The organism is Sphingomonas edaphi (assembly GCF_003583725.1).
Lineage (GTDB): Bacteria > Pseudomonadota > Alphaproteobacteria > Sphingomonadales > Sphingomonadaceae > Sphingomicrobium > Sphingomicrobium edaphi.
The window spans coordinates 195,691-213,452 of the sequence record NZ_QXTF01000004.1; the positions used below are offsets into that span (position 1 = coordinate 195,691).

Below are 17,762 nucleotides of genomic sequence, written 5' to 3' on the forward strand. Positions count from 1 at the left end.
CAAGCCACTCCAAATTATGGATGAGAGCCTTGAAAATTGACCACCTCACCTTGCTGGTGAGCTCATTTGCCAACAGCAATCCCTACTATGAAACGCTGCTGCCACTCCTGGGCTTTGCGAAGAAGCGCAATCACGTCTGGACGGACGGCCAAGGGTTCTTCTTCCAGTTCCGGGAATCCCAGCCAGGATTGCCTGGATACGAGCGATATGGTGCTGGCATGAACCATCTGGGCTTTTCGGCGCCTGACGTAGAAACTGTGCACTCGGTGAAGCGGACAATGGCGGACGCAGGCTTCGTCACTCCTGAGGTTCAAACCATCGGCCCCATAACTGCGCTGTTTATGAAGGATCCGGACGGAATTCGTTTCGAAGTATCCTACACCCCGCCCGGATTTGATCCCGTCGACTGAGTGGCGGTTTCCCCACCTCGCCGGAAGCGGATGGCCTGCTTTGCCTGTTTGCGGTGCAGCAGTCGGAGGATCGCCAAGCTCGCGCAACTACGACGCTCATGTCATTGCGTAACTCTGCGTTGCCTTGCGCACCCTCTCCGTCCGCTGGATCAGCCCTGTTTGGCAATCGCCTCGAGCGCGTCGAAACAAAGCGGATCGAGCGCTGTCCCCACTTCCTGTTTCATCACGCCCAGTGCAGCGTCGAGGCCCATCGCCGATCGGTATGGCCTGTCGGCAGTTATCGCGTCGAAAAAATCGCAGGTGGTAATGATGCGCGTTTCAAGGCTGACGTTGGATCCTGAAAGCCCAAGCGGGTATCCCCTGCCGTCAAGGCGCTCATGATGCGCCGCGGCCGTATCAGCCAGCGCCGCGAGTGGCCCGATCCGGCCAAGAATCTCCCTCGTGTGGTCGGCATGGGCGCGCATTTCCTGCCACTCCGGATCCGTCAGGCCGGCTGGCTTGTCGAGAATGTTGTTCGACACGCCGAGCTTTCCGACGTCGTGGAGGTAAGCCGCCCGCCGAACCGACCGTGATGCCCCTTGGTCCAAACCGAGGGACAGGGACAGGCTGGAAGAGAGATCTGCAACCCGAGACGAATGGCCCGCAGTGAACGGGCTTTTGGCATCGATGACTTCTCCGAAGGCGCGCGCGATATCGTCGAGATAGTCATCGTCCACCAACACGGCCTCGGTTGGCGGCGCGAACACGGCCGCGCGAGCCTCGAGGCCAGGAGCTTGCAGCTCACTCCAGAAAGATTCCTCTGCCCCAAGCCGGCATGCGACATCCACCAACTCGGGGTCGAGCCAGACGCCTGCGCGCCGGCGTAGTTCGTCCATCGCCGCCTGCGCCCCGGCATGTTCGTGAAAGACGTCCGCGATCTGGGCGAGAAGCGCGATACGCGAGAAGAGCGGAATGGCGTCTCCCCGAAGATGCGAGGGACGGCCGGATCCGTCCCAATGCTCGTCGAGGTGAAAGATCCCTTCGCAAACGCTTTCGTCGAAGCGCAATGTCCGAGCGATATCCGCTCCGCGCGTACAGCGCGTCACAATCAGGTCTTGGGCAATGTCGTCGCCGTTGCGTAGGATGTGGCCGATGGCGGATGCCCTCTCCCTCCACGGCGCCCGCGCCGCTGTCCTGGAGAAGATGAAGACGAGGGTCGCGGCCAAACTCGTCCCGACGGTCTTGTAGCCGTGTTTGAACGCCCGATCGTCGGCTTGGTAAAGCTCGCAGATCCGGGCCGCGTTGCTGCTACAACCGAGATCCTTCAGCAGGATCGTGTAATACAGGCTGTGTCGCTCGGACGCTGAAAGGCCGATGGCTCGGCCTATCCGGCTTCCAATCAGTGCGCTGCGCAAACTGTGCCCGGCAGGCTGCCCTTCCGTGATATCCAGCGCGTAGCTGAACGAGCCAAGGAGCTCGGCGAGCGAGGTGTAGGCAACTTCCCCGGCGGCTATAGATTGATGCAACATGGAATTGGTTTACCGGCATCCAATGAGACATCCGTTTCCCGGCATGGTTAATTTCTGCCTTCGTCCGACTGCGACCAAGCTTCAGACGGTGGAGCTAAAGGCTTCTTGAATCAGCTTTCGCCTTCGTTAGACCTCGAGTGATGGGGATGCACCGACGCTCGACCACGCTGAGAAGGAGTTTGCAAAATGATACTGACGACCATCGCAGCGCTCGCCGTGGCCGTGCAGCAGCCGGAAGGAGCTCGTCAGCGGGCGGTTGTAATCATGCCCGAGAATGCGCGGCAGCGGCAGATACAAGAGCAGATTGGCTGGGCGAACGCTGTTGTCAGCAACGGCATAGTCTATGTCTCGGGCGTACCTGCTTATCTGGCTCCAGGTGAAACCGACATGGAGGCGGCGTTCGCCAAGGCATTCGACGCTATTGGCAACACTCTACGGCGGGCGGGCGTGAGCTGGGACGATGTCGTTGAGCTTCGTACCTATCACACCGATCCAAACGCACAAATCGAGGCATTCGCCAAGGTCAAGAACCGCTATATGAAGTCGCCACCGCCCGCGTGGAGCGCTATTGGCACCTCGGGTTTACTGCAGCCAGGCGCACTCGTCGAAATTGCAGTTGTTGCGCACGTACCGAAAAAGTAGCGGAGATCGCCGGCAACGTTCGTTTCCCTCAGCATTCCTGATCAGCGAACGCCTACTTCCCTTCCCACCTTTGTCAGCGCCATGGCGGTTAAACACGCTGCCAGCTGCGTTCCTTTGGCCTGATAGCGGACGGACCGTGTTCGAGCTTCCTCAGGTCCATTAGCCGTTCGTTCCGGATGTAGGCGAGCGACGGCCAACGACCTACTCGACCATTCACAGACTAACTTTCCCCAACGGTCTTCACGTTATCGTCGCTGTTGCGATCTATGTAGTAATTATAGGGATCGACCCCAACGAAGGCCGGCTTCCGATTGCTCCGGACCACGATTTTCTGTTCGCCATCGCGCATCGGCTCGCGCTTGATCACAATGACGTCCTTGGCGGAGAAGGCACCCAGTCCTGGGCGCGCGGTGAACAAGCCCACCTCGATCGGCTCGGCGAGTTTTGCCGTCGCCTCCGTTCCCTTGCCGTCGGCATAAAATTTGCCAGCGGAGATGGTCATTGTCGTGACCCAGCCGTCACCATCGCGCCGGACCTCGGAGTCCTTAACCTTGAGGTCATAGATGGTGATCCGCTCAAACAGGTCCGTGATCAGCTGCTGCTGTTCAGGAGATTTCGCCTCCCTACGAAACTCGTTGATGAGGTCGACAGAACGCAGATAGGGCGCGCCCTTGAAGCGGAACTTCCCCACGAACCGGGCCAGTGCCCGATTGACCGCATCCTCGCCCAGCCGCTCCTGCAGCAGGTACATGGCCACAGATCCCTTGCGATAGTGAACATATTGCTGGTTCTCGACCCGGTAGAGCGGCTGCTCTTCGACTGCCTCGCCCTTCCGGGCCGACAGATAATTGTCGAGCTCATATTTAAGGAAGCGGCGGATCTGGTCCTCGCCGTACATCCGCTTCATCACCATCAGCGCCGAATATTGGGCCAGTGTTTCGCTGGTCAGCGTGCCGCCCTGCATGTCGGCTCCGATCACCTGGTGCGCCCAATATTGATGGGCGATTTCGTGAGCGATGACATAGGTCGTGAAGTCGATCTTCTCTGGGTCGTTAGTGTTGGCGACGAAGCCGATCGATTCCGAATAGGGCATGGTGCCGGCGAACGCCTGGGCGAAGCTGGCATAGCCTGGAAATTCAATGATCCGGGCATAGTTGAATTGATAGGGCCCGAAGTTTGCCCGGTAATAGTCGAGCGACGATGCCATCGCCTTCAGCATCTTCGGCACATTCCAGTCATGACCGGGATGATAGAAAACCGATAGCTTGACGCCGTTGTGGTCGCGGCTCGCCACCTTGTAGTCAGCCGACTGGATCGAGAAGAAGTTGAGGATTGGAGCCGGGCTGACGAAGTGCGCGGTGCGGCGCCCGCCATTGGTCACGTCGGATACCAGGTTTCCAGGTGCAATCGGCGTCTGACCAGCGTCGGTGGTCAGCGTGATGTCTGACATCACCCAGTCGACGTTGACGTAGTTGCCCTTGGTTGCCTCAAGATCCTCGAGCTTAGCCGGACGCAGCTCCGCCGGGAGCCCCTGGCGTCGGCGTTGCGTACGGTCGCTGAGCAGGCCCTGCCGATTCATGCCGATAATCGGCGCGAAGCCAAAGTTGTTGACGAAGGTGCCGTTCTCGATGACGTCGGTCGCCGGCGAGCCGGCGCGAAAACCGCGATGCCAAATGCGCGATGCGAAGTTGAGGCGCGCGATTGCCCCCACTGCTAGCGCCTGATCGAACCGGTAGATGCGATATCCGAACTTCTTGTCGTCCGAGATCAGCTTGGCTCCCGGAATTTCCATTTTCAGATATTCGGCGTCACGGCTGCCCTGCCTCACATGCAGCTCGCGGATCGGCGCGCCAGTATCGTTGCGAAGCTCATAGCTTCCCTTCGCTTCGAGCCTTCGTTCTGATGGAAATAACTGCACGTCCATCGTCACTTTGGTGACCACCGGGCGCGGCAAGTTCTCAAACTTCAGATATTTGCGCTCCAATTGAGCGGAATAGAGTTCGGCGTCGTCCGAAGTTTCGTAGCGATTGAGCTGCTTGATATTGTGATAGGCGTAGGCGCCCGTCGCAGCCATCGCCACAGCGGCAATGCCGGCAATTGCTAGCGGCGTCGCCGTGGCATGTCGGCGCATCCGCTTAAGGCGCACTCCCACGCCCAAGTCAGTGCCACGCGGCCAGATAAGGTGGGCCAGTACCGCCAGTACGATCGCAAAGCACAGCCAGTAGAATTGGAATACTGCCTCCGCGACCCAGAAACTGCCCGCGCCGACGAAATCGCTGAGCGGCACGGACGGCGTCCGCGCGTAGGTATAAAGCGGGTTGGCGTAGCCGAGGTTGTTGAGGAAGATCGTCCCGACGAACCAGACGAACATGATGCCCCAGCCGATATATTTGTTGGGGCTGAGCACTTGGACGGCCACTGCCAGTATGGCGATCAACAGGCCGTCGATTGCCGCCGGAATGATGAACCAGCCGACATATTCCATGAGGCCAAATTCACGCGCACCCTGCGCCAGCTGGTAAGACAATCCGCTCAGGATGGTCGCCAGGTTTACGACCAGCAGCACGACGAAAATCGCGATCATCTTCGGCACCGTCATCACCCAGCTCGGAGTGGGCGTTGAATCGAGGATTTCGTTGAGCTTGCGGTCGCGTTCGCGCCACACCAGCTCACCGCCATAGAAGGTGGCAATCATCAGCAGGAATATTCCTGAGCCATTGCGCACCGTGCCGATCGTTGCGGCTAGCGTCGGATAGTCGGAAGTGCCGTAGGTCGACTGTCCGAGCCACAAGAACGCACCGGTGAAGCCGATTGCCAGCAACGACAGGATGATCAATCCCGGGCTCGTCAGCACCTGCCTCACTTCGGTTCTCAGGCGGGTCAGGAACTGGACCCAGCGCGAAGGCTGGGCGTCGCGGGCGCTGAACGATTCCCCGCCCAGCGTCGGCATTGCCGCCGCCGCGCGCTCCTCGCGAACTTGCTTCTTCGCCAGCTTACGGAGCTTACGCTTCGACGGGGCGCGCTCCGTCATTTTGAACCGCCACAGGGTGACGCCGAGGAACAGGGCGCCAATACCGACGGCGAGCAACCGGTTGTAGAACACGACGCCTTCCAGCTCGATGAGTCGGTTGTTCATCTCGGCCTGTGTCCAGTAGCGAGTAACCTCGGCGATGGCGCCGTTGCCGAGCGGCTCCCATAGGGCGAACGTCTCGCGATATTCGATTTTCTGGCCGACGATGCTGGAGGTGATCAGATAGCCCATCACCAGCACCACGGCGGCGACATAGGATGCCATCATCGATCGCGTCAGCGTCGCCATTGCGAACAGCAGCGCGCTGGTCAGGAAGATGTTCGGCACGCCGAAGATCGCGAAGTTCCAGACATAGAACGCTAACCGCTGCGGTCCGACCGTCTCCGGATCCACCCAAGGCATTATCGATCCAACGAACATTCCCAGCGGGATTGCGAGGTAGCCAACCGTCGCGATGATCAGTCCGCCGAGGAAACGGCCCAGCACGATCTGCTTGTCGGTGACGCTGGTTGCCCTGACGATGGGCGCAAAACCGCTATTGTCGTCCCGGACCAGCGCATTGGCGACGAAGGCTGTCGTGACGAATAGGTAGAATTGGACGAACGCAGCCGTGGCGACCGCGATTGCGAAGGGCGAATTCTCGTGAACCGTTCCCGGGGTGCCGATGCTGACATTCTCGCTTGCCGTCAGGCCGAAACCGAGCAGGAAGAAGATGGCCATCGAAACCCAGAAAACCGGGTTCTTCAGCTGGTAGCGGATTTCGAATCCAACGATGCCTGCTAGCATGGCGTGTCTCCCGCTCAGGCTGCGCGGCGGAGGTTAGACAGCGTCGAGAAATAGACGTCCTCGAGGCCGCCCTCGACCGGTTCGAATCCGGCAGGCTGAGTGTCCGACAGGACGTGAATGATGGTGTTGCCGGCAAACAGCCGGGTCGAGATCACTTCATACTTGGCTTGGTGATCTTCCAGCTCGCTATGGTCGATGGTCTTCTTCCAGACTTTCCCGCGTGTTGATGCGATCAGCTCGGCCGGTTTGCCCTCGAGTTGCAGCCGGCCATTGGCCAGCACCGCCATGCGTGGACAAAGGTCCGCGACGTCGTCGACGATGTGCGTCGACAGGATCACGACGACGTTGTCGCCGATCGCCGCCAGCAGGTTGAGGAAGCGGTTGCGCTCTTCGGGATCGAGGCCCGCTGTCGGTTCATCGACGATGATCAGCTCGGGGTTACCGATCAGCGCCTGCGCAATGCCGAAACGCTGCCGCATGCCGCCTGAAAATCCGGCGATTGCCTTGTCGCGGACGGCCCACAAATTGGTCTGGTTGAGCAAGGTCTCGACGACGCTCTTGCGCTCGCCCTTGCCGGTGATGCCCTTCAGCACCGCCAACTGGTCCAGCATCGCATATGCAGACACGCGCGGATAAACGCCGAAATCCTGGGGCAGATAGCCAAGGCGCCTACGCAGCGCCTCCGGATCGGCAAGCACGTCGATGTCGCCGAACTTGATGCTGCCAGCCGTCGGTTCCTGGAGCGTCGCCACCGTACGCATTAAGGTCGACTTGCCCGCGCCGTTGGGTCCGAGCAGCCCGAACATCCCGCGCGGAATGGACAGGCTCACGTTCTCCAACGCCACCGTCCCATTGGCGTATGTGTGCGAAAGATTCTGGATTTCCAACATGTACGCGCCCCCCGGTCTGTAGACGATGGGTAGCGGACGTTTCAAAGCAAGCAAGCCCATGATCGACGGACCGACAAACGACTGGTTTCGCACTAGTAGGCTTTCGGCGGTCGAAGCTTCCATTTCGAAAACTGCACCCCTGCGGGAGGGCGGTGTCGACTGCCCACATCTCCGGCCATTTCGTCCGAGCTAGGCCATCAGCGGTATAAGCATTGAGTGATCCGCAATTTGCCTGATGCCGTAGTGGATTCCCAACCGCCTCCATGGAAGCCCGCCGTCGAGCCGAGGGTTGTTCAAGGTAAGTCGACAGAATCTAACTGCGACCTATAGAAGGCCGCGAAGGTGTACCGCGTTGACTACCACTCGTTATCAGATCCTAGACCTAGAGGCGTTCGGCCTCCATCCTTGGGAAAAGACTCCCCTCGGTCCTTTCTGCGAATGGACGACTCCGCTTAGCTGTTGGGTACGGTTCATCCTGATCTCGGCATCGCCGACGATCTTGCTGTGGGGTCCAGAACGGACACTCCTGTTCAACGACGCATATGCCAGGTCCCTCGGCCCACGCTATCATGAGATCCTCGGGAAGCCCTTTGCCGAGGTGGCAGCTCCCGTATGGCATCGCCTATCTGAGTACGTTGAGGATGCTTTCTCGGGCAAGTCGGGGGTCGTTGACGACACGGAGCTTCCGACGTGGCGCAGCGGCTATACCGAAACAGGCTATTATTCCTTCACCTATACTCCCCTCTTCCACCCCGAGCAGCAATCTGGTCCCATCGGTGCCATCTGCGTCCTCACCGATAGAACGGCAAAGGTGGCGTACAAAAAACGCCTCGCGCGCGAACTCGACGCCCTTCACGAAGTCTACGAGCATGCTCCCGGCTTCATTGCGATGGCCGAGGGCGCTGAACACCGCTTCACCTTCGCAAATGCGGCATATCGTCAGTTGGTCGGTCGACAGGACCTAATTGGGAAAACAGTCGCTGAGGTTATGCCGGAAATTGTCCGGCAGGGATTCGTCGATATCTTAGACCGGGTGTTCACGACGGGCGTCCCATTCGTGGGGCGAGGCCTTCCCATCGAGTTCCAAAACCAACCCGGGGAACCACCCGTAAGAAACTATATCGACACCATTTATCATCCGGTCCGTGACGGCGACGGAAACATCGTGGGCCTGTTTGCCGAAGGGCACGACGTGACGGAGCAGGTCAAGGCGCAGGCGCTTGCCAGCAAGCTGCAAGCGCAATTGCTTCGTGTTTCGCGTTCGACGGCGATGGAGTCGTTCGGAAGTGCTGTAGCCCACGAGATCAATCAGCCTCTCGCTGCGACGGTGAATTATCTAGCCCTAGCGCGAAAAATGGTGGGAAAAGCTGACCCGGATGAGCTGAGTGCAGTCATCGGTCGTGCCTATGACGCCACCATGAGGGCTGGGGACATTTTACGCCGCCTGCGCAATCTCACTTCGACTGGCTCATCCAGTCCGCAGCCAACGGATTTAATGCGGACGGTCCTCGAAGCCATCACATTGGTCCGCATGGCCGATCCGAACATGTCCGTCGTTACCACGTCCCTTCATAGCGCGATTGTCATGGCCGACGGCGTCCAAATTCAGCAGGTCGTGGTGAACCTGTTGAAGAACGCGCAGGAGGCAATGTCGGAGTTCGCCCATCCCGAGGTAGAGATTTCCATTACCAAGACCGACGCTTTTGCGACCGTGCGGTTCGAAGATCGTGGCCCTGGTATTCCCCAGGAACGAATGGCGGACCTGTTTGAGTGGTTCGTTACGACGAAGACGCAAGGATCGGGAATTGGCCTGCCGATTAGCAAGCGAATTATCGAGGCCCACTCCGGTCGGCTTTGGGCTGAAAACGGGTCCACGGGCGCCGTCTTCGCATTCACTCTCCCGTTAGCCAATGAGGACCTAAAGCCGAATGGCTGAGTTTATTTATCGCAACATCTACGTCATCGATGACGACTTCGACTTCTCTCATTCCCTCGTTGGTCTCCTTCAAGCGAATGCCTTCGAGGTGCGGTCTTTCCCACTGGCCAAGATGTTCCTCGACCAGCTCGGAAGCCTAGTACCTGGTACCATTCTGCTCGACGTAAAAATGCCGGGTGTGGATGGCCCTGCGCTGCTCGACGAACTTGGCGAGTTGAATGTCGATTGGCCGGTTGTGATGATGACCGGGCACGGAGACATCCCGCTGGCTGTCCGGTGCATCCAAGGCGGAGCCATCGAGTTTGTCGAGAAGCCCTTCAGTGAAAATCAAATTCTGGCGGCCATCAGCGAGGCCATGCTCACGCTAAAAAAGCAGATGAGCGCCCAGGAGAAACTGCGAAACCGCGCTGAACGACTGCGCTCTCTTTCTCCGCGTGAGCGAGAAGTTTTGCGCTACCTTAGTACCGGTCAAACCAATAAGCAGATCGCCCACGCGTTGAATATCAGCATCCGCACCGTGGAGATGCATCGGGCCAATCTTATGCGTCGCTTAGGTGTTCGAACGACGCCCGACGTCATCCGAATTGGGCTCGAGATGGACGCGACTTCTCCCACCGGTCTCGGTGGAGAGGCCTAGTAAAGTATAGGACTACGCTCGTTAGGTCGCTGCAGCGGCGCGTGCGGTCGTCAAACCGAAATCCTTGGCCGATGCGCCTCCTATGGGTTACCATTTCGCTGCTGGCCTCAGTTACGTAAACGGCTAGCCTCTATGTCGCTAATCTGACGCATGCGGCCCCGGTAGCTCTGCGCGATGCAAGCCTCCGAAGTACAACGATCACGATGGCGTAAGAACTGATCTCGAGTGCTCGTTAGCAAACGACGTTCGCGCGCATCAGCATTTGCAATTGCGCGAAGGTATTGCGCCGCCATTTCTCGGTCGAGCGCGGCCAGTCTGCCATCGCTGCAAACTGCAATTTCGCTACGTGTCCGTGCATAACGACAGTTGAAGCTCGGCCGACTCGTCATCGCGGGTCGCTCAGCCTGAGCATTTTCGCGCGTCGCAGGGATCGGTGGGGCTGGCTCTTGCGCAGGCGTTTGACTGCTTTGAGGCGCAAGGACCTCCGAACTGCGCGTCACACTTTCGCCGGGTATCGCAGCGGGCGCAGAAGACGATGGCAATGCGGGCCCTGAAGACGTCGGTGCCAGCGTCGCAAGTGGAATGATAATCGGATCTGCGCCTTCCAGCATTACGACGTCGCCGCTGCCATCCGCGGCCGGCTGAAGCAGATAGTCGATGTCTGCCGAAAGTGCACGGCGCCCTCCTACGACGGCCACGCCCGGCGGAAGGTCGAGCGATAATCGTCCAGAGCAACGAACCGTGCCAAGCTCTTTATCGTAGTCCGTTAGTAGCGGCCGCTCCATTCTTGCCACGGAATAGGTCGATAGCCTGTCGAATGGCTCTCGACCGCTTCCCCGCGTCTCAACTGCCCGACGGAACAGTTCCAGCTTGATCCTGTCGTAAGTCTGCTGTGAAGCGCACCGCTGCTCGACATCCCCACCGGCGCCGGACGCGGTCGGTTTTTCGGCACGCTGTTCAGAGGCGCTTCCGCGCTCCCGGATCAGCAAAATTCCAAGGACAAGAATGAAAAGGCCGGCGATCACGAGCCCGATTACTGCTGGTTTTGGACGGCGCATGGAGCGCTAACGCCCGGACTCACTGTCGGCTCCCACTAATCGCCGACGCCCACATTTTGCGTCTGCGGACTCAAAATCCAGTGCCGACAGTAAAAGGCAACGCAGCGTTAGGCTGCCAAGGATGAACCCGCAGTGGCAGCGAGCAGGATGCCGGGAACCATTCCCGCTAGGGTCGCCAGCGCAAAGTAGCGCGCGCGGATCAGCATTAGCGCGCTTCCTGCCGAAACGAGAAAGTGCGGCGCGCCGATTAATCGCAGCAAAAATACGCACCAGGCCCCGTGTGATCGAAACTGGTGTTCGAATCTGTGAATGAAATCGACGAGCTTCGATGGCAATCGATCCCGACCGATACGCCGCGACGTTGCGAAAATCGCCATGCTCCCAACGAGTGCGCCACAAGCAACCGCTGTCGAACCCGCCCATGCGTCCAGCACCGCCCCCGACGACGCGGCGATGGGCAAGAGGAAGCCGGGAATCCAGAGGGAAATCACGATCGCGGTGCCTGCAAAAAAGAACAGGCCGACTAGGACGTCATTCTCGAAGAACGTCGCCGCCGAGAGGAGAAATTCGTGCATCACCGGGTGGAACCGTGCGGGTCTCGCCTCGGTTCCAGTCTACGAGCTTTTTGTAGTAATGCTCCCAGCAACGTCTGAAAACATGCCGTAATTGGGTCACTACCGTCTATTGCTGCAATCGACCCATTCCGGATCCTCGTTGTCGAGAGGTCGATTCCAAGTGTCCGCCGTCGAAATCGACCTCGAATGGGCGTATAAGTGATCCAGATGCATTGTTGTAAGCATCGCAAAGGACGGGCCCCATGGCGGCTTCAGAGTTCATCCCGTTTGATACTCCTTTAAGGCGCATAGGAATCAGACGGCTCGCTCTAACGATCGCTATCGGTGCGTTCCTGATTTTTGGCCTTTGCTGGCTTGGCACCTTCCTTACCTTCTCGAGCCCCGCGGCCCAGCACCCAGTTGAATTCACGTCGCCGGAAGCTCTTGAAGAGCAAGTAGAAGCCCGTGAACGATAACCACAACGCGCCAAAGGCAACGAAGATGATCAATGGGTGGTTGAAGCTTGACCGGTTCACGTAATCCATATTGTGGAGCATCCAGACGAAGTCCCAAGTGCGCCACGTATCACCGCGATTAACCAGCGCCTGCCCACTTACGGCGGACACGTAGCTGCTGCTGTTCTCCTCGTCGGCGAAATTAATTCGCCACATGGGTCCCTCGTGCTCACGAGCCTCGAGGTTTGGTTTCTCGAGCCGCTCGATGGACGTGATTGGCGAGTCATGGTGAAACGCCTGTTTTGCGATCGCACCTGCTACGGGACCCGTAATGACAAGGGGTTGGCCGGTGATCGCATCAAGCAACCGTAAGTCTCCGTCATGAACCAGCTCGTAGACGGGACGGTCCAGGACGCGGCGGAGGCTCAGTTGCTCGACAGGGCCAAGAGACCCGACTGGCACCATTTTTGATGGCCATGGCGACACCGCCTCCACCGGCGCGGCAGTGCTGTGCCCGCCCACCTTGTCCATATCAAGCAATGCCATGATGGCGCCGCTGATAGTCCAGATGACGAACTGAAGACCCAGGATCAGGCCAACCCACTTGTGGATCTTCCGCCAAAGAATGGGCTGGATCTTGAACCGCGAGGGCCGTGCGACGCGCTGCATCTTCATGCGACCTTCTTCTTCGCTTTTTTCTTGGGAAAGGACCAAAGCAGCAGCCATGCGCCCGAAAGGGCCATTAAGACCGCGCTCCATGTTGCAACTCGCAGCAGCGGATTATTGACGTTAGTCCGCTCAGAGTAATCCATGATGTGAAGCATCCACGCGAAGTCGAACACGCGCCAGAGGCTGTGGCGCCGGCTTATCAGTTCGCCCGTGTGCGGTTCGATATAGAGCGTTGGCCGATTCCAACCTTTGAACTCGACCTGCCAGTAGGGCGGTTTACGAGCCTGCATCTCCAACGGTGACGTAGTGAGCAGCTTTGCCGATACAATCGCAGGGTCGCCCGTGTAGACGCCTCGGGCAGCCGCCTCGACCTGCGACAGATTGAGCGGCGGGAGTTGCTTACCCGTTGAAGCGTCAAAGAGCCTCGGCCCTTCTTGGGTCTCAATCCGCCAAACCGGCTTGTCCAGGAACGACTGGAATTTCGCGCCCCGGGCCAGTGGGTGAGATGCCAGGATTGCAGACGGCTCGACGAACCCGGCGAGGTTGCGGCTGGCGACCGGCGGCTTTTTCACCAGGTGGTCGCCATGGATGTAGTCGATGTGAACGGCCACCATGTACATGCCGGTCGCCGTCCACAGTACGACCTGTAAGCCGAGGACAAGCGCCAGCCACTTGTGGACACGACGAACCAAAAGCGGCCAGCGGATTGTCATCACTGTCTTCCTAGCCTTTAGAACTGACGCCGTACGGTGGCGTAGAAGCGCCGGCCGAGCAGGTCATAGGTCATGGTATCGGTGTTCGCGTCGGTCCAGCTCTGGATGAACGGCGGCTTCTTATCGAAGAGGTTGTCGACACCAAGTGCGAACCGGAAGTTCTTCTTCACGTCGAACGCCAGCTGGACATTATGGTAGAAGACGCCCGGAGCGCGGTAGCCCAATTCGCCGGGCTGTGCGTTAAAATCGGTGGCCTTCCCGATCCACTGGGTCGACCAAGTCAGTTCCGGAACACCGAAGTCGGCGGTGACGACGCCGTAACCCCGCCATTTCGGATAGCCGCCGTTGCCGCCGCCGATATAGCCATCGAAATCAATGTCAGCGCCGCCGGGGAACGGCGTCACGACATATTCCTTCAGATAAGTGGCGTTGAGGTCGACCTTCAGACCCACTGAACCGAGAACCCGATTGTAGACCAACCCGAGATCAAGTCCGCTCATCTTTTCGCGGCCGGTGTTGATCGGCTGAGCGGAAAGATAGGTGATCTCGTTAGTCAGAGGACTGCGGGTGAAATCATCGCAGAACGGATGATTGAGGTCTGGCGTATTGTAGCAGACGGACAGCTTGGTCGAGCCTGGGATTGCCCGGATCGCGTGATCGATGTCGATCGAGAACCAATCGGCAGTCAGCGATAGACCCGGAATGATGTTCCGAGGCTGCAAGACCGCGCCAACTGTCCAGCTTTTCGACTTTTCTGGTTCGAGGTCGGGATTGCCGCCGACCGTCGTCAGGATCGTGTTCCCCAACTGCACATAGGTCGGTCGAACGCCGTCCGCCTGGCAGTTTGCGATCAGCGTAGCATTGCCGCTCGCCATGTAGTTGCTGCACGGATCGGTGGTCGTCAGGTTGCCTTCAGAGACGCCACCATAAAGCTCCGGCACGTTCGGAACACGGAAACCCGTTCCGTAGGTCGCCCGCAGACGAAGCGCATCGACGACCTGCCAGTCTGCCGAAACCTTGTAGTTCCAGGTGCTGCCGAAGAGATCATAGTCCGAATAACGCAGTGCGCCATTCAGCGTCAGCGCCTTGAAAATCGGCCGGTCCTTCAAGACAGGTACGGAAACCTCGGCATAGGCTTCCTTGGCGGTTACCGTACCTGAGATCGGCTGTTGCTGATTGGTGTTCGCAACACCGGCAACAATCAAAGGATCCGGGTCACGCCAGCCCTTCTCCTTGCGATAAACTACGCCTGTAGCGAGAGACACCGGGCCAGCGGGCAACCGGAATAAGTCGCCCGTCACGTCGGCATAGACGGTCTTCAGTTCGTTACCGCCATGATCCTTGGTAGTGGCAAGAATGTAATCAAGCACCTCCGGAGTAAGGTCCCCATTGCCGAGATAATCAGCACAGGGGATGGCGGCGCCAGGCGCAAAGCTGCAAACCGAGGTGTCCACGGTGTTGCGAACGTGTGCGAGGTTGGCGATGTTCGTCATCCCATCGATCGCCGTATTGCGACCGTAAGCGCCCGCGACCTCCCAGTTCCAACCGCCGCCAATCTCCCCACGGAAGCCGACGGTACCTTGGTAGGTGTTGGTTTCCTGGAAGAAGACACGCGGTCCGGGCTCGCCCAGGCGGCGCTGGATCAGGACGATGTCTTCGCCTGTCGGGTTGGTCGGATTGCTTGCGGAAATAGCAAGATTCCGGATCGTGCCGGGCGTTGCGATCTGATCGCTCTTGCGGAACGTGTACAGAAATTCACCGAAGGCGGTGACATTATCGGTGATGTCGTAATGCCCGAATGCTGCGGTGCTGACCCGCTCGATGGGGCTCACCGCATTCAAGAACGGGTTCGAATTGAAGTTGTGCTTGGCGGGGTTGTACGGCTCATAAAAATCGCCGTCGCCACCAGGAATATTGTTGAAGTTGATTTGCTCGCCACTTGGCAGAACAGCCCGGCCGCCCGCCGTTGATGCACTATTGACGCACCCAAGCGTACCAGGAGAAGTCTCAGCCAGTGCACAAGGCGCACGAGACGCCATGTTGACGGGGTTGGTCTTTTGATAGGTCACGGCGGCAACCAAGCCACCGCGATCGCGCTGCAGCCCCCAAGTAAGATCAACGGTGTAGTCCCCGCCGTCGCCTTTTTCGGTGACGCCTGCCCGCGCGCCGATGCCGAGGCCTTCGTAATCGGTATTCGCCACGATGTTCACGACGCCGGCAACGGCATCGGCACCGTAAATCGCCGACGCACCGTCCTTCAGGACATCGATGCGCGAGATGATCGAGACCGGGATCATGTTAAGGTCTGGCGAGGAGTTGGCGCCAGTACCGCCAGCAACGAGGCGGCGATTGTTTAGGAGTACGAGCGTGCGCTTAATGCCCAAACCGCGAAGGTTAACCTGCGCCGTGCCATATCCATTGCTGGTCCAATAGGACGCCGTCTGGTTACCTGCGAAGCCCGCGTTCGCGGGCAGGCGCTGAAGCGCCGTCTCAATGTTAACGACGCCGGTATTTTCGATGCTCTCAGCTGTGACGACAGTCGCGGGACCAACGCCGACAAGGTCGGTGCGGCGGATGCGGGAACCCGTTACAACAATCGCCTCACCCGCCTCTTCCGTGGCGCCTTCGGCAGATTTGGCCGGCGTAGAAGTAGCAGTATCCGGTGGTGTCACATCTTGGGAAAATGCTGGTGCCGAAGCCCCTGCAAGCACGGTTCCCGCCAGCAGGTGCACGTACAACTTCGACATAGCTTTGCCCTCCTCAGTTCCTATGATTCGAGAGCAGATGCCAACTGTCTATACATGTCAATATATAAACGTGCTGGTGCATTCGAGCTGGCCGATCCAGCGATCAGTGTTGCGCTGAGACCCCAATCGATGCGCCGCCCTTGGCTGAGGACATGCCTTCGCGCTCGACAAGCCAAACCGCTGAGTCAGATCTGTCCGGATTATTCGTCTTGCGAGGCTGCTTTTCATTTTTGCTCATCCCGCCTAGACAAGTAATGTCAGGCATAGGGGTGGAATAAATGGCGAGCGTGAACGATCGATACGGACACGCAGCGCCCGAGCCGCTTTATGCTGCAATCAAAAAATACGTCCTGGACGGTATCGCGCGTGGCGACCGACGGCCGGGTGATCGGATCGAATCCGAAGCTGAGCTTATCAAGAAATTCGGCGTGTCTCGGATGACTGCGCATCGCGCTCTTCGAGAACTTCAGAACAGTGGCGTGCTGACAAGGTTGCCCGGCGTTGGGACCTTTGTCGCAGATCCGTCGGCCAAGGGTCACATTATCGAAATCCGCAACATCGCGGATGAAATCCGCGCTCGCGGTCACCAGCACGCTTCGCTTGTCGTGAAGAACGTTGCGGAGAAAGCCAACCGCAAGACCGCCCCGTTGCTAGGCGTTGCTGTCGGAACACCGATATTTCACTCGATGATCGTACACTCCGAAGCAGGCGTTCCGATCCAACTGGAAGAACGGTTCGTCCTGGGGTCTGCGGCTCCTGGATATGACGAAGTCGACTTCACCCGGACGACCCCGAATGAATTTCTCACGAGAGCGGCACCACTCGAACGCGTTGACCACATCGTCAGGGCAGTGATGCCAAGCACGGACGCGATGGAATTGTTGAAGATCAAAGCAGACGAACCCTGTCTTCTTCTGATCAGGCAAACCTGGTCGCAATCGCGCTTGGTTTCCTACGCGCGCCTGACCCATCCAAGCAGCCGGTACGAGTTTGAGGATAGTTTTACGGTTTAGACCGGCTTGCCTGATTCGAACGCATCGTACATAGCTGTCTATACAGCCACTCTTTGGCTGTAGGGAGCTTATGCGTGGCGAGAGAAGATAAGGTACGCAATTCCAGTTCGATTCGCGCCCGCCGGGGCAATGAGATCAAGGCGAAGCATTGGACGACCGAGGCGGCCGTCCGGATGCTGATGAACAACCTCGACGACGAGGTAGCCGAGGATCCACAGAGCCTGGTCGTCTATGGCGGCATTGGCCGGGCGGCTCGCAACTGGGCGGCCTACGACAAGATCGTCGAGACGCTCGAGCGGCTGGACGAGGACCAGACGCTGCTGGTCCAGTCAGGCAAGCCGGTCGGCGTTTTTCGCACGCACAAGGATGCGCCGCGCGTCCTGATCGCCAATTCCAACCTCGTGCCCAAGTGGGCGACTTGGGACAAGTTCAACGAACTCGATCGCAAGGGGCTCATGATGTACGGCCAGATGACGGCCGGATCATGGATTTACATCGGCAGCCAGGGCATCGTTCAGGGCACCTACGAAACCTTCGCGGAAATGGGCCGCCAGCATTTTGGCGGCGACCTCACTGGCAAGTGGATCCTCACCGCCGGCCTCGGCGGCATGGGCGGTGCGCAGCCGCTTGCGGCGGTCATGGCCGGCGCCCACTGCATCGCGATCGAGGTCCAGGAAAGCTCGATCGAAAAGCGGCTTGCGACCCGCTACCTC

13 protein-coding genes and 1 pseudogene are annotated in these 17,762 nt (G+C 58.8%); 6 read left to right on the plus strand and 8 right to left on the minus strand.

All coding sequences use genetic code 11. From position 1 onward, the window contains the following. The first annotated feature begins 29 nt into the window (after positions 1-29). On the plus strand, positions 30-410 hold the full coding sequence (locus D3M59_RS11300; protein ID WP_119533782.1) for a VOC family protein: 381 nt from the start codon (positions 30-32) through the stop codon (positions 408-410). A gap of 149 nt (positions 411-559) precedes the next feature. Here D3M59_RS11300 and D3M59_RS11305 read toward each other — a convergent pair whose 3' ends face one another. Further along, a complete protein-coding gene (locus D3M59_RS11305) occupies positions 560-1,918 on the minus strand; it encodes an HD-GYP domain-containing protein (protein ID WP_119533783.1) in 1,359 nt (452 codons plus the stop codon). A 186-nt stretch (positions 1,919-2,104) separates the two neighbouring features. On the opposite strand from D3M59_RS11305, the gene D3M59_RS11310 reads away from it, so the two are divergent. Beyond that, entirely contained in the window at positions 2,105-2,560 is a 456-nt protein-coding gene (locus tag D3M59_RS11310; protein ID WP_119533784.1) for a Rid family hydrolase, read from the plus strand. A 220-nt stretch (positions 2,561-2,780) separates the two neighbouring features. Here the strand turns inward: D3M59_RS11310 and D3M59_RS11315 are convergent, their stop codons facing one another. Together D3M59_RS11315 and D3M59_RS11320 are read right to left on the minus strand one after the other, a co-directional pair. Further along, positions 2,781-6,377 carry an ABC transporter permease/M1 family aminopeptidase gene (locus D3M59_RS11315; RefSeq protein ID WP_119533785.1) on the minus strand — a complete coding sequence of 1,199 codons (3,597 nt, stop codon included), beginning with the start codon at positions 6,375-6,377 and terminating at the stop codon, positions 2,781-2,783. 14 nt (positions 6,378-6,391) lie between these two features. Continuing rightward, the gene (locus D3M59_RS11320) at positions 6,392-7,390 is read right to left on the minus strand and encodes an ABC transporter ATP-binding protein (RefSeq protein WP_233543238.1); all 999 of its coding nucleotides are present in this window, start codon (positions 7,388-7,390) and stop codon (positions 6,392-6,394) included. A 229-nt stretch (positions 7,391-7,619) separates the two neighbouring features. Between D3M59_RS11320 and D3M59_RS11325 the strand changes: the two genes are divergently transcribed. Continuing rightward, on the plus strand, positions 7,620-9,203 hold the full coding sequence (locus D3M59_RS11325) for a PAS domain-containing sensor histidine kinase (RefSeq protein WP_147416761.1): 1,584 nt from the start codon (positions 7,620-7,622) through the stop codon (positions 9,201-9,203). Next, a complete protein-coding gene (locus tag D3M59_RS11330; protein ID WP_119533787.1) occupies positions 9,196-9,840 on the plus strand; it encodes a response regulator transcription factor in 645 nt (214 codons plus the stop codon). Before D3M59_RS11325 ends, D3M59_RS11330 begins: the two co-directional genes overlap by 8 nt. A 107-nt stretch (positions 9,841-9,947) precedes the next feature. On the opposite strand, the gene D3M59_RS11335 is transcribed toward D3M59_RS11330, so the two are convergent. The 5 genes from D3M59_RS11335 to D3M59_RS11355 all read right to left on the minus strand — a co-directional run bounded on the left by D3M59_RS11335 (position 9,948) and on the right by D3M59_RS11355 (position 16,036). Then, on the minus strand, positions 9,948-10,898 hold the full coding sequence (locus tag D3M59_RS11335) for a lysozyme inhibitor LprI family protein (RefSeq protein ID WP_147416762.1): 951 nt from the start codon (positions 10,896-10,898) through the stop codon (positions 9,948-9,950). Between the two features lie 107 nt (positions 10,899-11,005). Then, complete coding sequence (locus D3M59_RS11340; RefSeq protein ID WP_119533789.1) at positions 11,006-11,473, minus strand: TVP38/TMEM64 family protein; 468 nt, start codon at positions 11,471-11,473, stop codon at positions 11,006-11,008. Between the two features lie 308 nt (positions 11,474-11,781). Continuing rightward, the gene (locus D3M59_RS11345; RefSeq protein WP_233543239.1) at positions 11,782-12,582 is read right to left on the minus strand and encodes a PepSY domain-containing protein; all 801 of its coding nucleotides are present in this window, start codon (positions 12,580-12,582) and stop codon (positions 11,782-11,784) included. After that, on the minus strand, positions 12,579-13,289 hold the full coding sequence (locus D3M59_RS11350; protein ID WP_119533790.1) for a PepSY domain-containing protein: 711 nt from the start codon (positions 13,287-13,289) through the stop codon (positions 12,579-12,581). Before D3M59_RS11350 ends, D3M59_RS11345 begins: the two co-directional genes overlap by 4 nt. 17 nt (positions 13,290-13,306) lie before the next feature. Next, positions 13,307-16,036 carry a TonB-dependent receptor gene (locus D3M59_RS11355; RefSeq protein WP_119533791.1) on the minus strand — a complete coding sequence of 910 codons (2,730 nt, stop codon included), beginning with the start codon at positions 16,034-16,036 and terminating at the stop codon, positions 13,307-13,309. Positions 16,037-16,314: 278 nt separating this feature from the next. Here D3M59_RS11355 and hutC point away from each other — a divergent pair, with 278 nt between their 5' ends. Continuing rightward, complete coding sequence (gene hutC / locus D3M59_RS11360; RefSeq protein ID WP_119533792.1) at positions 16,315-17,049, plus strand: histidine utilization repressor; 735 nt, start codon at positions 16,315-16,317, stop codon at positions 17,047-17,049. Positions 17,050-17,159: 110 nt separating this feature from the next. Continuing rightward, a pseudogene (locus D3M59_RS11365) lies at positions 17,160-17,762 on the plus strand (urocanate hydratase); the annotation flags it as partial.